Here is a 17,549-nt window from a genome sequence, read left to right on the forward strand (position 1 = left end):
CAAGGGAGAGAGACGCCATGACCAGCTATACCGCCCCGCTCAAGGATATGCAGTTCCTGCTGCATGACGTGCTGAAACTCGCCGAACAGCCGATCCCGGGCTATTCCGACCTCGACGAAGGCTTCACCGCGGCCGTTCTGGACGAAGCGGGCAAGCTGGCCCGCGACGTGCTGGAGCCGCTGAATGCCGTGGGCGACCGCGAAGGCTGCGTGCTGGAAAACGGCGTGGTGCGCACGCCGACCGGCTTCAAGGCGGCTTTCGATCAGGTGCGCGACGGCGGCTGGACCGCGCTGGACTGTGACCCGGACTACGGCGGTCAGGGCCTGCCCTATATCATGGGCACCGCGGTGGGCGAGATCTTCGTATCGGCCAACATGGCCTTCAACATGTATCAGGGCCTGACCCATGGCGCCTATTCGGCGATCCACACCCATGGCTCGCCCGAGCAGAAGGCGAAATATCTGCCCAAGATGGTGTCTTGCGAATGGACCGGCACCATGAACCTGACCGAACCGCATTGCGGCACCGATCTGGGTCTGATGCGCACCAAGGCCGAACCGCAGGCGGATGGCAGCTACAAGATCACCGGCCAGAAGATCTTCATCTCGGCCGGCGAACATGACATGGCCGACAACATCATCCATCTGGTACTGGCCAAAGCGCCGGGCGGCGGCGAAGGGACCAAGGGCATCTCCCTCTTCATCGTGCCGAAATTCCTTGTGAACGAAGACGGCAGCCTCGGCGCCCGCAACCCGGTCTCGGTCGGCAAGATCGAAGAGAAAATGGGCATCCACGGCAACGCAACCTGCGTGCTGAATTATGACGGCGCGACGGGCTGGCTCTTGGGCGACCTGCACAAGGGGATGCGCGCCATGTTCACCATGATGAACGAGGCGCGGCTGGGCGTCGGCCTGCAAGGCTATGCCGTGGCCGAAGCCGCCTATCAGAACGGTCTGGCCTATGCGAAAGACCGGCTTCAGGGCCGCGACGTGACCGGGGTGAAGAACCCCTCCGGCCCGGCTGACCCGCTGATCGTGCATCCCGACATCCGCCGCAACCTGATGGAGCAGAAAAGCTTTGTCGAAGGCGCCCGCGCGCTGACCTTCTGGGCCGCTTCACTGATCGACCGCCACCGCCGGCTGGACGATGCCGCAGCGGATGGGCTGGTCTCGCTGATGATCCCGGTGATCAAGGGCTTCCAGACCGACAAGGGCTTTGAAATGGCGGTGCAGGCGCAACAGATCTGGGGCGGCCACGGCTATATCGAGGAACAGGGGATGAGCCAGTTCGTCCGCGACGCCCGCATCGCCCAGATCTATGAAGGCGCCAACGGGGTGCAGGCGCTTGACCTTGTGGGCCGCAAACTGGCCCAGGACGGCGGCAAACATGTCATGGCCTTCTTCGAGATAGTCAAGACCGAGGTGAAGGCGCATGACGGCGACGAGCGGATGAAGCCCTTCGCCGAGCCGCTAAAAGCCGCCTCCAAGCAATTGCAGGCCGCCGCGATGTTCTTCATGCAAAGCGGCATGAAGAACCCCAATGCCGCGCTGGCCGGGGCCTATGACTTCATGCATCTGATGGGCCATGTCTGCATGGGCCTGATGTGGACCCGCATGGCCAAGGCGGCGCATCTGGCGCTGGACGAGGGGCGCGGCGATGCCGCCTACCTCAAGACCAAGATCGCAACCGGGCAATTCTACATGGCCCGCCAGCTTCCGGCCTGCGCCACGCATCTGGCGCGGATCGAAAGCGGCGCCGATCCGGTGATGGCGCTGGCGGCCGAGGCGTTCTAGTCTTCGCGGGGTAAAATTCTTGAAGAAAGAATTTTGCCCCACCCCCAACCGGAGCCGCCCATGCCCAAACGCTTTCGCCTGACCCGCCGCTTCCCGGTCGCCATGACCGAAGACGGATACCGCCGCCTGAAACGCTTTGCGGGCGAGGCCGGGCTGGACGAGGGCGAGGCGCTGTCGTTCCTCTTCGAGCATTTCGACAGCGTGATGGACAAGGACAACCTCACCCACCGGCTGCGGTTGTTCAATTCGGAACTGGAGGGACGCAAACGGTAAGGGCGCGGGGGCGGAACCTGCGGATGCCTCCGGCGGGGATATTTTGGCCAAGATGAAAGGCGCTTTGGCTAAGGCTTTCATCTTGGCTCAAATATCCCGCGGGGGTGCGGGGGCGCGAAGCCCCCGTCAACGGCGGGCAGAGGCGGAACGATGGGAGGAATGCGATGACGATGCAGCTTTATTGCTTTGGCGAAAGCGGCAATGCCTATAAATGTGCTTTGGCCTTGCAGGTATCGGGGTCGGACTGGACCCCGGTCTATGTCGATTTCTTCAATGGCGAGGCGCGCAGCCCGGCCTTTCTGGCGATCAACGAAATGGGCGAGGTGCCGGTTCTGCGCGATGGCGCGGCGGTGCTGACGCAATCGGGCAATATCCTGTTCCATCTTGCAGCCAGGACCGGCCAGCTTGGTGGCGCGACCGAAGCCGAGCGGCAGGAAGTCTTGCGCTGGGTATTGTGGGACAATCACAAGCTTTCGGGTCAGGCGGGCACCTGCCGGTTCCTGATGAACTTCCTTGCTCCCGAAAAGCGTCCCGAAGGGGTTGCAGCCTTTCTGCAAGGCCGCCTCAAGGCCGCCTATACCGTGCTGAACCGCCATCTGGAGGGGCGGGACTGGATCGTGGGATCCGGGCCGACCCTCGCTGATCTAAGTTGCTGCGGCTATCTCTATTACCCCGAGCCCTTCGGCTTTGACCGCGCCGACTGGCCCCATATCGACCGCTGGCTGGACCGCATCGCGGCGCTGCCCGGTTGGAAACATCCCTATGATTTGATGCCCGGCAATCCGTCGGACCGGGCCTGAGGAGAACAGCATGACCGAAGCTTACATCTATGACGCCGTCCGCTCTCCGCGTGGCAAGGGCCGTCCCGATGGTTCCTTGCATGAGCTGACCTCGGTGGCCTTGTCGGCAAAGATCCTGAACGCGGTGAAAGAGCGCAACGGGCTTGAGGGCCATGCGGTCGAGGATGTGATCTGGGGCAATGTCACCCAGGTCGGAGAACAGGGCGGCTGCCTTGCCCGTTCGGCGGTGCTGCTGTCGGACCTTGACGAAAGCATCCCGGGTCTTGCCATCAACCGTTTCTGCGCCAGCGGGATGGAGGCGGTGAACCTTGCCGCCAATCAGGTGAAGGGCGGTGCGGGCAGCGCCTATATCGCCGGCGGGGTCGAGATGATGGGCCGCGTTGCCATGGGTTCGGATGGGGCGGCGATTGCCGTGGACCCCGGCCTTGCCATGAAGACCTATTTCGTGCCGCAGGGGATTTCGGCCGATATCATCGCCACCGAATACGGTTTCACCCGCGACATGGCCGATGCACTGGCGGTGGAAAGCCAGCGCCGCGCCGCCGAGGCGTGGAAAGACAACCGCTTTGCCAAATCCGTCGTCACCATCCGCGACCAGAACGGGCTGCCGATCCTGGCCCATGACGAATACATGCGCCCGGGCACCGATATGCAAAGCCTTGGCGCGCTGAAGGCCAGTTTCAAGGACATGGGCGAGGTGATGCCCGGTTTCGACAAGGTGGCGATGATGAAGTATCCGCATCTGGAGCGGATCAACCACATCCACCACGCCGGCAATTCCTCGGGCATCGTGGACGGGTCGGCGGCGGTGCTGATCGGCAATGCCGAGTTCGGCCGCGCCCATGGGCTGAAACCCCGGGCCCGCATCCGCGCCACCGCCAAGATCGGCACCGATCCGACCATCATGCTGACCGGCCCGGTGCCGGTGACCGAGAAGATCCTGCGCGATTCTGGCATGACGATCAGCGACATCGACCTGTTCGAGGTGAACGAGGCTTTTGCCTCGGTCGTGCTGCGCTTCATGCAGGCGTTTGATGTCGATCCGGCCAAGGTGAACCCCAACGGCGGCTCGATCGCGATGGGTCACCCCTTGGGCGCCACCGGCGCCATCATCATCGGCACCCTGCTGGATGAGCTGGAGCGCACGGGCAAGGGTGTGGGCCTTGCCACGCTCTGCATCGCCAGCGGCATGGGTGCTGCCACGATCATCGAGCGGGTCTGACCCATGCCGGACCGGCCCCTTTCCGCCGATTGCCGTAGCGTCACAAGGGATGTCCCCTTGAGAATGGTCAGTACTGTTGACCATATGCACGGCTTTGTAGCGGAGATGGGCCGTGCAGGCACAATTGTTGAATCTGATGTCGTGGCGGGCGGGATTGCTGCTCTCGGGCTGTCTGGATGCTTTGGCGAACGAGCATCTCTTGCCCTATGCGGTCTATTGCGGCGACCGTCTGGTGCCGCTGACCTCGCGGCGGGATTTGCTTCACGCGCTGGAGGGGCTGCATCTGCGGCTGATCGCTTTGGGCGCGCGGCGCCTGCAGCCGCGCATCACCACGCTGGGCCTGCCCCGCGGCAAGCGACAGCGCATCTGGGTCGAGTGGGAGGCCACGCTGGGCGACGGCTCGCGGCAGGTGGTGGCGCAGACCGTGGAATATCTGCGGCACACCGACAGCGGGCTGCGCGGCGAGATGACGGAATATACCTGCCTGCTGAAACAGGCGGCCTGAGCGGCGGGTGCCCTTCGGTCAGGCGCGGATTTGTCCTGCAACCAAAGGTGCAAGATGCCCAAGCTTGATTTGTCGAAAGTGCCCGTCAAAACCGGGTCGATCTATCCCGAACCCTATGCCACCATGATGAAGGGTCGCAGCAGCCTGCGCTTGGGCGATGCGGCGGGGCTGACGCAGTTCGGCGCCAATCTGGTGATCCTGGAACCCGGCGCGCTGTCGTCGCTGCGGCACTGGCACCTGAACGAAGATGAATTCGTCATGGTGACCGAAGGCGAATGCGTCATGGTGCAGGACGAGGGCGAGACCGTGATGCGCGCGGGCGATTGCGCGGGGTTTCCGGCGGGCTCTACCAACGGCCACCATTTCCTGAACCGCAGCGACAAGGTGGCCAAGTTCCTTGTCGTCGGCACCAAGGCCCCGCGTGAGGTGGCGACCTATTCCGACCATGATTTCCGCATCGAGATCGAGGGCGGCAAGGCGCGGTTCACCTACCGCGACGGCACCGAGTGGACGGGTGTGCGATGAGGGTCGATCCCGCCCATGCCCCCCTGCACCGGCAGGATGGGACCGAGACGCTGCATCTGTCGGATGCCGGCGGGCTGACGCAGTTCGGCGCCTATGTCGAGGTGCTGGCCCCCGGCGCCCGTTCCTCTGAACGGCATTGGCATTCGGCCGAGGATGAGTTCCTGGTCGTCTTTTCCGGCACCGCCACTGTGATGGATGAGGACGGCACACATGTGCTTTTCCCCGGCGATGCCTGTTGCTGGCGCCACGGGCAGCCGAACGCGCATCATGTGCTGAACGCGGGCGATGTGCCCCTGCGCTATCTGATCCTTGGCAGCCGGGTTCTGGGTGACATCTGCACCTATCCCGACAGCGGGCGGCGGCTGGTGAACACCGCCACGCGCTGGCAGGTCGAGGCGGCGGATGGCACGGTGCTGCGCGCGGGCGATCTGCCGCCGCACCTCTTGAACCTTGCGCCGGACTGGGGCCGGCCTTGGGACGGCATCCCCCTGCCCCGCATCCTGCGCGCCGACCGGCGGGAATGGGTGAGCGAAGACGCCTATGTCCACCCGATCCTTGGCGGCGGGCTTGGCCCCTATCGCCATTCGGTGCTGGGCGATCTTGGCGGCCTCAGCCAGTTCGGCGTGCATCTGGAGGAGTTGCCGCCCGGCAGCCGGTCCAGCTTCCGCCACTGGCATGAAGCCGAGGATGAGATGATCCTGATGCTCGAAGGCGAGGTGGTGCTGATCGAGGATCAGGAAACCCGGCTGGGCGAAGGCGATGCCGCCTGCTGGCCCGCGGCAAGCCCCATCGGGCATCAGTTGCACAACCGCAGCACCGCCCCGGCGCTGTATCTGACCATCGGCACCCGCCGGACGCGGGATGTCATCCATTACCCCGATCACGACCTGATCACCCACAAGGACGGCCCGGCGCGCGCCTATACCCACGCCGACGGCACGCCCCGCATCAAGGGAGAAGACAAATGACCGATTTCACCATGGCCACCGATGCCGATGGCGTCGCCACCATCACCTGGGACGTTGCCGCCAAGTCGATGAACGTGATGTCCACCGCAGGTTTCGCCTTGCTCTCTGATCTGGTGGATCAGGCGCTGGCCGATCCGGGGGTGAAAGGCATCATCATCACATCGGCCAAGAAGGATTTCGCGGGCGGCATGGACCTGAACGTCATCGCCCAGATGCGGGCGGGCGGCGCGCAGGCGATCTTTGACGGCGTGATGACCATGCACAAGGTGCTGCGCAAGATCGAGCTTGCGGGCATGGACCCCAAGACCAAGAAGGGGGCCAAGCCGATTGTCGCCGCCCTGCCCGGCACCGCGCTTGGCATCGGCCTTGAACTGCCGCTGTCCTGCCACCGCATCATCGCCGCCGACAATGCCAAGGCCAAGATCGGCCTGCCGGAAATCATGGTCGGCATCTTCCCCGGCGCGGGCGGCACCACCCGTCTTGCCCGCAAGATGGGCGCGATGATGGCCGCCCCCTTCCTGCTGGAAGGCAAGCTGTCCGATCCCAAGGCAGCCAAGGCCGCCGGCCTGATTGATGAGGTTGTGGCGCCCGAGGCGCTGCTCGCCCGCGCCAAGGAATGGGTGCTGGGCGCGAAAGACGCCGATCTGGTCAAGCCCTGGGACGACAAAGGCTACAAGATGCCGGGCGGCGCGCCCTATCATCCGGCGGGTTTCATGACCTTTGTCGGCGCCAATGCCATGGTGCATGGCAAGACGATGGGGGTTTATCCCGCGGCCAAGGCCCTGCTGGCGGCTGTCTATGAAGGCGCTCTGGTGCCTTTCGACACCGCCCTGCGGATTGAAGCGCGGCATTTCACCAGCGTGCTGATGAACCCGTCTTCGGCCGCGATGATCCGCAGCCTCTTCATCAACAAGGAGGCGCTGGAAAAAGGCGCCAACCGCCCCGAAGCGCCGGATCAGTCGGTGAAGAAGGTCGGCGTGATCGGCGCGGGGATGATGGGTGCTGGCATCGCCTATGTCAGCGCCATGGCGGGAATTGACGTGGTGCTGATCGACGCCGCGCAAGAGGCGGCGGATCGCGGCAAATCCTATTCCGAGGGGCTGCTGGACAAGGCGCTGCAACGCAAGAAGACGACGCCAGAGAAAAAGGCCGAAGTTCTGGCCCGCATCACCGCCACCACCGATTACGCCGCCCTTGCCGGTTGCGACCTGATCGTGGAGGCCGTGTTCGAGGATGTAAAGGTCAAGGCCGAGGTGACGGCCAAGGTTGAGGCCGCCACCGGCGCCGATTGCATCTTTGCCACCAACACCTCCACCCTGCCGATCACCGCATTGGCCAAGGCCAGCGCCCGGGCCGAGAATTTCATCGGCATCCATTTCTTCTCGCCGGTGGACAAGATGATGCTGGTGGAGATCATCAAGGGCAAGGCGACCGGCCCGCGCGCCGTGGCCAAGGCGCTGGATTACGTCCGCCAGATCCGCAAGACGCCGATCGTGGTGAACGACGCCCGCTTCTTCTACGCCAACCGCTGCATCATCCCCTATATCAACGAGGGCATCCGCATGGTGGCCGAAGGGGTGGAACCGGCGCTGGTGGAAAACGCCGCCAAGCTGGTGGGGATGCCGCTGGGCCCGCTGCAACTGGTCGATGAAACCTCGATTGATCTCGGCGTGAAGATCGCCAAGGCGACCCGCGCCGCCATGGGCGACACCTATCCCGATGGCGCCGTGGATGAGGTGCTGTTCTGGATGGCCGATGCGGGTCGTCTGGGCAAGAAGTCCAATTCCGGCTTCTATGCCTATGATGCCACCGGCAAGCGCGAAGGTCTGTGGGACGGGCTGGCGGCCAAGTATCCGGTTGCCGAGGCGCAGCCCGAGCTGACCCTTGTGCAGCACCGCCTTCTGATGGCGCAGGTGCTTGAGGCGGTGCGTGCGCTGGAGGAAGGCGTGCTGACCGACATCCGCGAAGGCGATGTGGGGGCCATTCTGGGCTGGGGCTTTGCGCCCTGGTCGGGCGGGCCGTTCTCGTGGCTGGATATCATCGGGGCGCTCCGTGCGGTCGAGATTTGCGACAGCCTGACGGCGACCTTCGGCGACCGCTTTGCCACGCCCGCCCTGCTGCGCGAGATGGCGGCCAAGGGGGAAACCTTCTATGGCCGCTTCGGCGGCGCGGCCAAGGCCGCCTGATCACCCGCGGCGGAGGGCGGCCAGCGCCGCCCCCGCCTCTTCGGCCAGCTCGCAGGCCAGCATCTGCCGCGCGGTCGCTTCGGACAGTTCGGCAAAGCCCGGGCTGTCCCAAAGACCGCCCGCCTCTGGCCCCGGACAGGCCAGCATCATCCCCGGCCCGGCATGGATCACCGCCGCCCGGTCCAGCAGCGGCACCACCAGTGGTGCCGGCGCCGCGATGCGCCGCACACCGCGCCAGCCTTCGGCCGCGGCGACCGGCATCAGAACCAACGCCTCGCCGCAGATTGCCTCGGCCATGTCGCAGTCGATCAGCACCCGCAGCCCGGGCGGCAGCCAGAGCGCCTTGCGGTTGCCCAGCGCACCGGGCGGCAGCAGCATCCGCTCTTGCCCGCGCCGGCGCCTGAGGCCCAGAAGCCGCACGGCGCCCGAAGCCGCCCAGATCAGCGCGCCGGGTTGCAGCATCCGCATGTCGCGCCAGCCGCCGGGCGTGGCCACCGCCAGCCCCGCCGGCACTCCTGCCTCTGCCGCCTCGTCGCTGCGCACCATGGCCCGCTCCTTCCGCCCCTGCTTGACGCGGGCGGCGGGAAGGGGTGGGACGGGAATGTGTCGGGCTGGCGGAGATTGACTAAAATGCCCGCGATCAGGGATCGAAGGTATAGCCGAACCGGGCGATGTCGGCGGCGCAGAGATCGGCAATCAACGCGCGGTCGGCATCGCGGAAATAGCCCCGCCAGTCACGGTCACGCGCGCTGTCGTTGATGCGCGGCAGCACCGGCAGGCGAAACCCCAGATGCGCCTCGAACGGCGCAAGATCGCTGGCCAGATGCTCCAGCCGGGCGAAAAGCGTGGCCCGCTCGGCCCCCGAACGGTCGCGCAGATAGGCGCCATAGGGCCAGAGGCGAAAGGCGGTCATGGTCTGCGGATGGTGCAGGAAATCGCTGAACGACAGGGCCTTGGCCAGCCCGACCGCCGGATGGGCAAAGCCCTGCATCCGCAGCCAGTGGTAATAGCTGACCGCGCGGTCCCAGGGGTTGCGCACGAGGGCGAGGGTGAAGAACCCCTCCATCCCCGGCACTGCACCTTCGATATCGGCAAGGGTGGAATGTTTCCACAGCCGCCCCGGCGCCTGCAGCGCCTTGACCCGGCCCCGCCGCGCCCGGGCCTTGGGCGTGTCGCCGATCAGGATATCCTCCTTCATCGCCCGCGCCTCGAGCGCCAGCGACAGGGCGGTGCCCCCGGTCTTGGGGATATGCACGAAGACATAGCGCCGCCCCGGAGAAATGATCATGGCCGACCTTCCGAACAGGGGCCGACCTCGGGGGCATCGAGCCCCCTCGGCCGGCGTTGCCACGCGCCGTTGAGGCCGGTCACCCCGGTGCTGCATTTGCACCTTTCGAAATACTCCCCGCGGAGCGTTCTGCGCAAACCGCAAGTGCCTCCGGCGGGAGTATTTGGGAAAGGTGCAAACATGGGTCTTACACCGGATTGGGCAGCGGGCGCCCTTCGGCAAAGGCGATGAGATTGTCGAGCGCCATCAGCCCCATCGCCTCGCGCACCTCCAGCGCCGCCGTGCCGAGATGGGGCAAGAGGGTGACGTTTTCCAGCGCAATTAGGCCGGGGTGGACCTCGGGTTCGCATTCATAGACATCCAGCCCCGCCCCCGCGATCTGCCCGGTTTGCAGTGCGGCGACCAGGGCCGCCTCATCCACCACATCGCCGCGGCTGATGTTGATCAGGATACCGCCGGGCGACATCTGCGACAGGGTTTCCGCGTTGATCAGGTGGCGGGTGGCGGCGCTACCCGGCACCGCGACCACGACGAAATCCGCCGCCAGCGCGGCGGCCAGCGGCACCTGCCGGGCGGGCAGGCCCGGATCGGCCAAGGGCGAGCGGTTGTGGAACACCACCTCCATGCCGAAACCGTAATGGCCGCGCCGGGCGATGGCCTGTCCGATACGGCCCAAGCCGATGATGCCCAGCCGCTTGCCGGTCACATGGCGGCCCAGAAGTTGCGTCGGGGTCCAGCCGCCCCAGCCTCCGGCCCGCAACAGCCGCTCCCCCTCGCCGGCGCGGCGGGCCGTCATCAGGATCAGCGTCAGCGCGATATCCGCGGTGGCATCGGTCACGGCGCCGGGGGTGTTGCTGACCTGCAGCCCGGCGGCCCGGGCCGCTGCCACGTCGATATGGTTATAGCCCGCGCCGAAATTGGCGAGGATGCCGGCGCGCGGCCGTGGCACATCGGCAAAGACCGCCGCCTGAAAGCGGTCGCCCAATGCGGGCAGGATCAGGTCGAAGTCGCGCAGCGCCGCGCGCAGCTCGTCCGCGCGCATCGGGCCGTCGTCACGCAGGGTCACCGCAAAGCGAGTCCGGGCGGCGGAAAGCACCCTGTCAGGCAGGCGGCGGGTGATCAACAGGCTCTTCAAAACAGCTTGCCGCCCAGCGGCACCTCCTGCCCCGGGCCGATCAGCACCACCTCCCCTTCGGCATCGGGCAGGCCCAGCACCAGAACCTCGCTCAACACCTTGCCGATCTGGCGCGGCGGGAAATTGACCACCGCCAGCACCTGCCGCCCGATCAGGGCTTCGGGCGTGTAATGCCGGGTGATCTGGGCGGAAGAGCGTTTCTCGCCGATCTCGCCGCCGAAATCGACCCAGAGCTTGAAGGCCGGTTTGCGCGCCTCGGGGAAGGGTTCGGCGCGGGTGATCCGGCCGACGCGGATATCCACCTTGGCGAAATCGTCATAGGTGATCGTCATTTGCCGAGTTCCGCCCCGCGCGCCGCCGCCGCCTTGAGCGCGCGTTCCATCAGCGGCGGCAAGCCGGTGTCCGGGTCCATCAGATGGACCAGCGCCGCCGCCGTGGTGCCGCCCGGGGAGGTCACGTTGATGCGCAGTTGCGCCGCCGGTTCCGGCGCGCGGAAGGCCAGTTCCCCGGCGCCGCACACCGTGGCGCGGGCCAGTTGCATCGCCACCTCGGGCGCAAGGCCCATGGCCACGCCCCCCGCCGCCATCGCCTCGATCAGGTGAAAGACATAGGCCGGGCCGCCGCCCGAAAGGGCCGTCACGGCGTCAATCTGATGCTCGCCCTCAAGCTCAACCACCTCGCCCACGGCGCGCATCAGTTCCCCCGCCAAGGCCAGCCCTTCGGCCCCGGCGCGGGCATTGGCGCAGATACCGGTGATGCCGCGCCCGACCATGGCCGGAGTGTTGGGCATGGTGCGCACTATGGGGGTATCGACGCCGAACACCTGCGCGAAGGTGGCGATAGAGGTGCCTGCCGCGATCGAGACCACCAGCGTTTTGCCATTGCCCATCGCCTGCAGCGCGGGCAGCGCCGCCCCCATCATCTGCGGCTTGACCGCAAGCAGCAGCACCGCAGGCGCCTTGGGCAGGTCGGTGTTCAGATGGACGCCGGTGGATTTCAGCCAGTCACTGGGATGGGGTTCCAGCACCCAGACCGACGCGGGCGGCAATCCCGCCGCCAGCCAGCCCGCCAAAAGGGCGGAACCCATCTTGCCACATCCCAGAAGAACCAGCCCGCCTTGGGCAACCCGCTCCAGCGCCATCAGAAACCCTCCATTTCGGAGGGCAGGTTAGGCGCGACCGTATGCCTCGGCAATGGCCACTTTCATCGCATCCGCCGGGCTGCGGTCGCCCCATGACACCAGTTGAAACGCCGGATAGAAGCGTTCCGCCGCCAGAACCGCGCTGGAAATCAGCCGGTCGATCTGCTCGAACCCGGCGATCTGGCCACCAGCCAGACACAGGCCATAGCGCCAGACCATCAGCTTCTGCTCGGTCCAATAGGTGAAGGCGCCGGTCCAGACCATGTCATTGCAGCGGTTCAGAACATCGTATAGTTCACCCATCCGCGCTTCGGGCGGTTCCATTTCGAAGGTGCAGATGAGCCGCAGGGTTTCATCCTGCGCCGACCAGGCAAGGGTCAGGGAATAGGTGCGCCACTGGCCTTCGACCGCCATGGCGATCTGGTCATCGGTTACCCTGTCGAACTCCCAGTCATGATGGGCGGCAAGGTCTTCGACGATGTCGATGGGGTGCAGGTCATCCGACAGCAGGAAATCTTCTGAAATCGACATGCGCCCCCTCACGATCAAGCCGGTAACGAAAGCAGCTCCGCTACAGGCTGGGTGTTTGGCAATAAGCTGCGTCACCTGACGAAACCCTTACTAGATATTGAAAGGGGTCGGGAAGCCTGTAAAGGGATTTCTGGGCAAATCTTCTGTGGACAAACGGTTTTTCCGGCCTCTGGCCCGGGCCGCGGGCCTTGCCTTGTCGCGGTCGGCGGCGGGCAATCGGCTTCGGCAATCTTCCGCCTGCAACTGCGGTTGCAGAGACGGAAAATCTGCCGTTGGATCAATGGAATTGCGCCTGACAGCCAGTCAGATGCGGCAAGGCCCTCGGGCCATCACATACAGGAGTTCACGATGTCCGACACAACCGGCTACAGCCGCCTTCAGATTGCCCTGCACTGGTCAGTGGCGCTGCTGGTGGCCTATAACTACATCTTCGGCGAAGCCGCCGGAGAGGCGTTCGACCAGATCATCGAGGGAGAGGGCGGCGCAGCCCCGGGCACGCCCTTGCATATTTGGGTCGGGCTGGCGGTGCTGGCGCTGGTCGTGCTGCGGCTGGTGGTGCGCTTTGCCCAAGGGGCGCCCGCGGCCGAGGCCGGGCTTCAGGGGCAATTGGCAAGCTGGGGGCATCGGCTCCTGTATGTGCTGATGCTGGCGGTGCCGGCGGGCGGCGCGGTGGCGTGGTTCGGTCTGAACGAAGAGGTGGGCGACATTCACGGCGCCGCCGCAAATGCGCTGATGATCCTTGCCGGGCTTCATGCCGTCGTCGCGCTGGGGCATCATTTCGTGCTGAAGGATGGCATCCTGATGCGGATGCTGCGCGCCCGCTGAGGCCGGCGGGGGCCGCCCCGGCGGGCGCCCCCCGCGCGAGGGATCAGTCCTGTTCGGCCAGCCAGCGCTCGGCATCCAGCGCCGCCATGCAACCCATTCCGGCGCTGGTCACCGCCTGACGATAGACATGGTCGGTCAGATCGCCCGCAGCAAAGACGCCCGGGATAGCGGTGCGGGTGGTGCCCGGTTCGACCTGCACATAACCGCCGTTGTGCAGCGGCAGTTGGTCCTTCACCAGTTCCGAGGCGGGCGCATGGCCGATGGCCACGAAGAAGCCGTGGCAGGGCACGTCCTTCACTTCGCCGGTTTTCAGGTTGCGGGTGCGCACCGCGGTCACGCTGGCCGGAGCTTCGCTGCCCAGAACCTCGGTCACTTCGCTGTCCCAGAGCATTTCGATCTTGGGATGCTTGAACAGGCGGTCCTGCATGATCTTTTCGGCACGCAGACTGTCGCGGCGGTGGATCAGCGTGACCTTGGTGGCGAAATTGGTCAGGAACAGCGCCTCTTCCACGGCGGTATTGCCGCCGCCGATCACCACCACCTCTTTGCCGCGATAGAAGAATCCGTCGCAGGTGGCGCAGGCCGAGACGCCGAAGCCCTTGAACTTTTCCTCGCTCGGCAGGCCCAGCCATTTCGCCTGCGCCCCGGTCGCCAGAATGACGGCATCGGCGGTATAGGTGGTGCCAGAATCGCCCTGCGCGGTGAAGGGCCGCTTTTGCAGGTCAAGGCTGGTGATGTAGTCACCGATGATCTCGGCCCCCATCGCCTCGGCATGGGCCTGCATGTTGACCATCAGGTCCGGGCCCTGGATGTGCTTTTCGCCCGGCCAGTTTTCCACCTCGGTGGTGATGGTCAACTGGCCACCGGGTTGCAGCCCCTGCACGAGGATCGGGGCCAGCATGGCGCGGGCCGAATAGACCGCCGCCGTATAGCCCGCGGGGCCGGAGCCGATGATCAGAACCTTGGTATGGCGCGTCTCGCCCATGATGTCTCTCCGGGATTCGTCGCGGCAGATATAGGCGCTTGGGCCGGGGCGCGGAAGGGCTGCACGCGGGCGCACGGTTTTGCGGCGCAAGTCGCAAGGACGCGAAATAATCGGGCGTCCGCGCGAAATATTATTGCGCGCGATGCCGCGCGGGCCTATCAAGCGCCCAAAAAGGAGACATCCGATGGCCGCGCCGAAGCTGGACCCGATCGACCGCCGCATTCTGGCCGAGTTGCAGGCAGACGGGCGGATGACGAATGTCGAACTGGCCAGCCGGGTCGGAATTTCGGCCCCGCCCTGCCTGCGCCGCGTCCGCACGCTGGAGGAAGAGGGCTATATCAAGGGCTATCACGCCGATATCGACGCCCGCGAACTGGGCTTCGAGGTGCGGGTCTTTGCCATGGTGCGGCTGCGCAGCCAGGCCGAGGTGGACCTTTCGGCCTTTGAGCAACGCTGCCGCGACTGGCCCTTGGTGCGCGAGTGCCACATGCTGAACGGCGAGATCGACTTCATCCTGAAATGCGTGGCGCCCGATCTTTCGACCTTCCAGAACTTCCTGACCGAGCAACTGACCTCGGCCGACAATGTGGCATCGGTGAAAACCAGTCTGGTGATCCGCTGCGCCAAGGATGAACCGGGCCTGCCCTTCGACGTGCTGGAAGCGCGGCTGGCAAAGAACGCCTGACTTCGCCCCCGGGGTGCCGGTCCTGCCGCGTTGCGCGCGGGTTCGCTCCGCGGGGAGTATTTGAAGAAGGGCAATTGGCTCAGGGTTCGGGCAGGTCTTGCAGCTCCTGCTCCAGAAACCGCTCGAACGCGTCGAGATCGACCGGCTCGAACTGGCCAAATCCCTGCATCCAGACCGAAGCGGCGCGCAGACCCGCCGGCTCCAGCTTGCACCAGATCACCCGCCCATGTTTCTCGCGGCTGATCAGGCCGCTGGCGGCAAGGATACCGAGGTGCTTTGAAATGGCGGTCAGGCTCATCTCGAACGGCGCCGCGACATCGGTGACGGCCATGTCATCTTCGAGCAGCATGGCCAGAATGGCCCGGCGGGTCGGGTCGGCCAGAGCGGCGAAAGTGGCGGAGAGCGGATCGGGGGCGGGATCGGACATGGGCGCAGTATCCGGGGCGGCGGAACCATGGTCAACCGAAAGGTTGAACATGCCGGGGCAGCCAATTGCGCCGCCAACGGTGAGCCCGGCGACGGCAGCATTCCGATAGACCATTTCATTTCAATGCCTTGCGAGCATTGTCGCAGGGGATTTCCCGGGTTGACTCACAGCGCCGTGACCCGTAGTTCTGCGCCAACTCTTCCAAGGGGTTTTTGCCATGGTTTCCGAGGCTGACCGCGCCCGACTTGCGGCGCTGGACGAACGGATCGCCAAGGCGAAAGGGGCGCAGGAACCTGTGTCGAACCCGCAGGGGGACCACTATTCGCAGGCGCAGCTTGCCTGGCGGATGGTGATCGAGCTTGTGGCCGGTCTGACGATCGGCTTCGGCATCGGATACGGGCTGGACTGGGCCTTTGGCACCATGCCGGTGTTTCTGGTGCTGTTCATCTTCGCGGGGCTGGCGGCCGGGGTGAAAACCATGCTGCGCTCGGCGAGGGAAGTGCAGGAAAAGACGGTCGCCGAGGCGACCAAACGAGGGGAAGACGGTCGTGGCAGGTGAAGCTCAAGCACATGGTGAAGGCGGACTGGCGTTCCACCCGCTGGACCAGTTCAAGGTTACGCCGCTGTTCGGCGACGGGCCGATCGAGTGGTATACCCCGACCAACGTGACGCTGTGGATGGCGCTGGCCGCCATCGTGATCATCCTGGTGTTCGCCGTCGGCTCGAAGGGCCGCGCCCTGATCCCGTCGCGGGTGCAGTCGCTGGGCGAGATGGCTTACGGCTTTGTCTACAAGATGGTTGAAGACGTGGCCGGCCATGACGGCGCCAAGTTCTTCCCGCTGATCATGACGCTGTTCCTGTTCATCCTGTCGGCCAACATGCTGGGCCTGCTGCCCGGTTCGTTCACGCCCACCTCGCATATCGCGGTCACGGCCATTCTGGGCTTTGGCTTCTTCATCTTCGTCACGGTGCTGGGCTTTGTGAAGAACGGCGCGCATTTCCTCGGCCTCTTCTGGATGTCGGATGCGCCGCTGATCCTGCGCCCGATCATCGCCGTGATCGAGGTGATCTCCTACTTCGTCCGCCCGGTCAGCCACTCGATCCGTCTTGCGGGCAACATCATGGCCGGTCACGCCGTGATGAAGGTCTTCGCGGCCTTCGCCCCGATGATCCTGATCTCGGCCATCGGCGTGGTCGTCACGCCGGTCTCGATCCTGGCCATCACCGCCATCTATGCGCTGGAGGTGCTGGTCGCCTTCATCCAGGCCTATGTTTTCACCATCCTCGCCTGTGTTTACCTCAAGGATGCGCTGCATCCGGGTCACTGATCCGCAGGCCGGTCCCCTACCCCTCTATTCCATCGTAAGGAGAAGTCACATGGAACTCGTCGCAGCCGCAGCTCTGGGCAAATTCATCGGCGCCGGTCTGGCCGCCATCGGTTCGGGCGCTGCCGCCATCGGTGTTGGCAATGTCGCCGGCAACTTCCTGGCGGGCGCCCTGCGCAACCCGTCGGCCGCCGGTTCGCAAACCGCGACCCTCTTCATCGGTCTGGCCTTCGCCGAAGCTCTGGGGATCTTCTCGTTCCTCGTCGCGCTTCTGCTGATGTTCGCCGTCTGATCTGACCATCGCATCCTTACGGTCAGGGATGGCGCCGCGTTGCGCCATCCCTGAAACTCCAGAAGGGTCCGACGGAGGACAAGATGACCACCACCAACACCACGACCGAAGCGGTGGCAGGCGCCGCGGAAGCCGGGCATGAAGCAGCCAAGGCAGGGATGCCGCAGCTCGATTTCTCGACCTTCCCGAACCAGATCTTCTGGCTCCTCGTCACGCTTCTGGTGATCTACTTCGTGCTGTCGCGCGTGGCCCTGCCGCGCATCGGCGCCACGCTGGCCGAACGCAAGGGCGCGATCACCAATGACCTCGCCGCTGCCGAAGAGCTGAAGCTCAAGGCTGTTGCCGCCGAAAAAGCCTATAACGACGCGCTGGTTTCGGCCCGGGTCGAGGCGGGCAAGATCGTGGCGCAGGCCAAGGCCGACATCCAGAAAGATCTGGATGCCGCCATTGCCAGAGCCGATGCCGAAATTGCCGCCAAGGCGGCCGAGTCGGAAAAGTCGATCGGCGAAATTCGCGCCGGTGCGCTGGAGGCCGTGACCGCGGTTGCCACCGACACCGCGGGCGAGCTGGTCGCCGCTCTGGGGGGCAAGGCCGATGCCGCTGCCGTTCAGGCCGCCGTTACCGCCGCGCTGAAAGGGTAAGC

22 protein-coding genes are annotated in these 17,549 nt (G+C 65.3%); 14 read left to right on the forward strand and 8 right to left on the reverse strand.

What is annotated here, in order from left to right:
- The first annotated feature begins 17 nt into the window (after positions 1-17).
- The 8 genes from HS053_RS06450 (at position 18) to HS053_RS06485 (ending at position 8,272) form a co-directional block, all read left to right on the forward strand.
- The gene (locus HS053_RS06450) at positions 18-1,793 is read left to right on the forward strand and encodes an acyl-CoA dehydrogenase C-terminal domain-containing protein (RefSeq protein ID WP_174210389.1); all 1,776 of its coding nucleotides are present in this window, start codon (positions 18-20) and stop codon (positions 1,791-1,793) included.
- Positions 1,794-1,853: 60 nt separating this feature from the next.
- Complete coding sequence (locus HS053_RS06455) at positions 1,854-2,066, forward strand: hypothetical protein (RefSeq protein WP_174210390.1); 213 nt, start codon at positions 1,854-1,856, stop codon at positions 2,064-2,066.
- A 164-nt stretch (positions 2,067-2,230) separates the two neighbouring features.
- Entirely contained in the window at positions 2,231-2,866 is a 636-nt protein-coding gene (locus tag HS053_RS06460) for a glutathione S-transferase family protein (protein WP_174210391.1), read from the forward strand.
- 10 nt (positions 2,867-2,876) lie between these two features.
- On the forward strand, positions 2,877-4,088 hold the full coding sequence (locus tag HS053_RS06465) for an acetyl-CoA C-acetyltransferase (protein ID WP_174210392.1): 1,212 nt from the start codon (positions 2,877-2,879) through the stop codon (positions 4,086-4,088).
- Positions 4,089-4,224: 136 nt separating this feature from the next.
- Positions 4,225-4,593 carry a hypothetical protein gene (locus tag HS053_RS06470; protein WP_174210393.1) on the forward strand — a complete coding sequence of 123 codons (369 nt, stop codon included), beginning with the start codon at positions 4,225-4,227 and terminating at the stop codon, positions 4,591-4,593.
- A 54-nt stretch (positions 4,594-4,647) separates the two neighbouring features.
- Positions 4,648-5,118: a cupin domain-containing protein gene (locus HS053_RS06475; RefSeq protein WP_174210394.1), complete on the forward strand. Its 471-nt coding sequence runs from the start codon at positions 4,648-4,650 to the stop codon at positions 5,116-5,118.
- Positions 5,115-6,086 carry a cupin domain-containing protein gene (locus HS053_RS06480; protein ID WP_241699765.1) on the forward strand — a complete coding sequence of 324 codons (972 nt, stop codon included), beginning with the start codon at positions 5,115-5,117 and terminating at the stop codon, positions 6,084-6,086. Before HS053_RS06475 ends, HS053_RS06480 begins: the two co-directional genes overlap by 4 nt.
- Complete coding sequence (locus tag HS053_RS06485) at positions 6,083-8,272, forward strand: 3-hydroxyacyl-CoA dehydrogenase NAD-binding domain-containing protein (RefSeq protein WP_174210395.1); 2,190 nt, start codon at positions 6,083-6,085, stop codon at positions 8,270-8,272. Before HS053_RS06480 ends, HS053_RS06485 begins: the two co-directional genes overlap by 4 nt.
- On the opposite strand, the gene HS053_RS06490 is transcribed toward HS053_RS06485, so the two are convergent.
- The 6 genes from HS053_RS06490 to HS053_RS06515 all read right to left on the reverse strand — a co-directional run bounded on the left by HS053_RS06490 (position 8,273) and on the right by HS053_RS06515 (position 12,367).
- Positions 8,273-8,818 (reverse strand): hypothetical protein, encoded by a 546-nt coding sequence (locus HS053_RS06490; protein ID WP_174210396.1) that lies wholly within the window; start codon positions 8,816-8,818, stop codon positions 8,273-8,275.
- Between the two features lie 94 nt (positions 8,819-8,912).
- Positions 8,913-9,560: a sulfotransferase family protein gene (locus HS053_RS06495; RefSeq protein ID WP_174210397.1), complete on the reverse strand. Its 648-nt coding sequence runs from the start codon at positions 9,558-9,560 to the stop codon at positions 8,913-8,915.
- Between the two features lie 187 nt (positions 9,561-9,747).
- Positions 9,748-10,695, reverse strand: a complete 948-nt coding sequence (locus HS053_RS06500; RefSeq protein ID WP_174210398.1) for a 2-hydroxyacid dehydrogenase — start codon at positions 10,693-10,695, stop codon at positions 9,748-9,750.
- A complete protein-coding gene (locus HS053_RS06505; protein ID WP_174210399.1) occupies positions 10,692-11,027 on the reverse strand; it encodes a tRNA-binding protein in 336 nt (111 codons plus the stop codon). Before HS053_RS06505 ends, HS053_RS06500 begins: the two co-directional genes overlap by 4 nt.
- Positions 11,024-11,836 carry a pyrroline-5-carboxylate reductase gene (gene proC / locus HS053_RS06510; protein WP_174210400.1) on the reverse strand — a complete coding sequence of 271 codons (813 nt, stop codon included), beginning with the start codon at positions 11,834-11,836 and terminating at the stop codon, positions 11,024-11,026. The genes HS053_RS06505 and proC overlap by 4 nt, the downstream gene beginning before the upstream one ends.
- A gap of 27 nt (positions 11,837-11,863) precedes the next feature.
- On the reverse strand, positions 11,864-12,367 hold the full coding sequence (locus HS053_RS06515; protein ID WP_174210401.1) for a type III secretion system chaperone family protein: 504 nt from the start codon (positions 12,365-12,367) through the stop codon (positions 11,864-11,866).
- Between the two features lie 348 nt (positions 12,368-12,715).
- Here HS053_RS06515 and HS053_RS06520 point away from each other — a divergent pair, with 348 nt between their 5' ends.
- Entirely contained in the window at positions 12,716-13,192 is a 477-nt protein-coding gene (locus HS053_RS06520; protein WP_174210402.1) for a cytochrome b, read from the forward strand.
- A 43-nt stretch (positions 13,193-13,235) separates the two neighbouring features.
- On the opposite strand, the gene trxB is transcribed toward HS053_RS06520, so the two are convergent.
- Positions 13,236-14,177 (reverse strand): thioredoxin-disulfide reductase, encoded by a 942-nt coding sequence (gene trxB / locus HS053_RS06525; RefSeq protein WP_174210403.1) that lies wholly within the window; start codon positions 14,175-14,177, stop codon positions 13,236-13,238.
- Between the two features lie 184 nt (positions 14,178-14,361).
- Between trxB and HS053_RS06530 the strand changes: the two genes are divergently transcribed.
- Positions 14,362-14,862 (forward strand): Lrp/AsnC family transcriptional regulator, encoded by a 501-nt coding sequence (locus tag HS053_RS06530; RefSeq protein WP_174210404.1) that lies wholly within the window; start codon positions 14,362-14,364, stop codon positions 14,860-14,862.
- A gap of 79 nt (positions 14,863-14,941) precedes the next feature.
- Here HS053_RS06530 and HS053_RS06535 read toward each other — a convergent pair whose 3' ends face one another.
- Positions 14,942-15,289 carry an ArsR/SmtB family transcription factor gene (locus HS053_RS06535; RefSeq protein WP_174210405.1) on the reverse strand — a complete coding sequence of 116 codons (348 nt, stop codon included), beginning with the start codon at positions 15,287-15,289 and terminating at the stop codon, positions 14,942-14,944.
- Positions 15,290-15,506: 217 nt separating this feature from the next.
- On the opposite strand from HS053_RS06535, the gene HS053_RS06540 reads away from it, so the two are divergent.
- The 4 genes from HS053_RS06540 (at position 15,507) to HS053_RS06555 (ending at position 17,547) form a co-directional block, all read left to right on the forward strand.
- Positions 15,507-15,848, forward strand: coding sequence for an AtpZ/AtpI family protein (locus tag HS053_RS06540; protein ID WP_174210406.1), 342 nt, complete (start codon positions 15,507-15,509; stop codon positions 15,846-15,848).
- Entirely contained in the window at positions 15,838-16,617 is a 780-nt protein-coding gene (locus tag HS053_RS06545) for a F0F1 ATP synthase subunit A (protein ID WP_174210407.1), read from the forward strand. Before HS053_RS06540 ends, HS053_RS06545 begins: the two co-directional genes overlap by 11 nt.
- Positions 16,618-16,666: 49 nt before the next feature.
- Complete coding sequence (locus tag HS053_RS06550) at positions 16,667-16,906, forward strand: F0F1 ATP synthase subunit C (RefSeq protein ID WP_174210408.1); 240 nt, start codon at positions 16,667-16,669, stop codon at positions 16,904-16,906.
- Positions 16,907-16,989: 83 nt separating this feature from the next.
- Positions 16,990-17,547, forward strand: coding sequence for a F0F1 ATP synthase subunit B' (locus HS053_RS06555; RefSeq protein ID WP_174210409.1), 558 nt, complete (start codon positions 16,990-16,992; stop codon positions 17,545-17,547).
- Positions 17,548-17,549: the final 2 nt, after the last annotated feature.

It is taken from the genome of Tabrizicola fusiformis (genome assembly GCF_013328815.1).
Taxonomy (GTDB): domain Bacteria; phylum Pseudomonadota; class Alphaproteobacteria; order Rhodobacterales; family Rhodobacteraceae; genus Fuscibacter.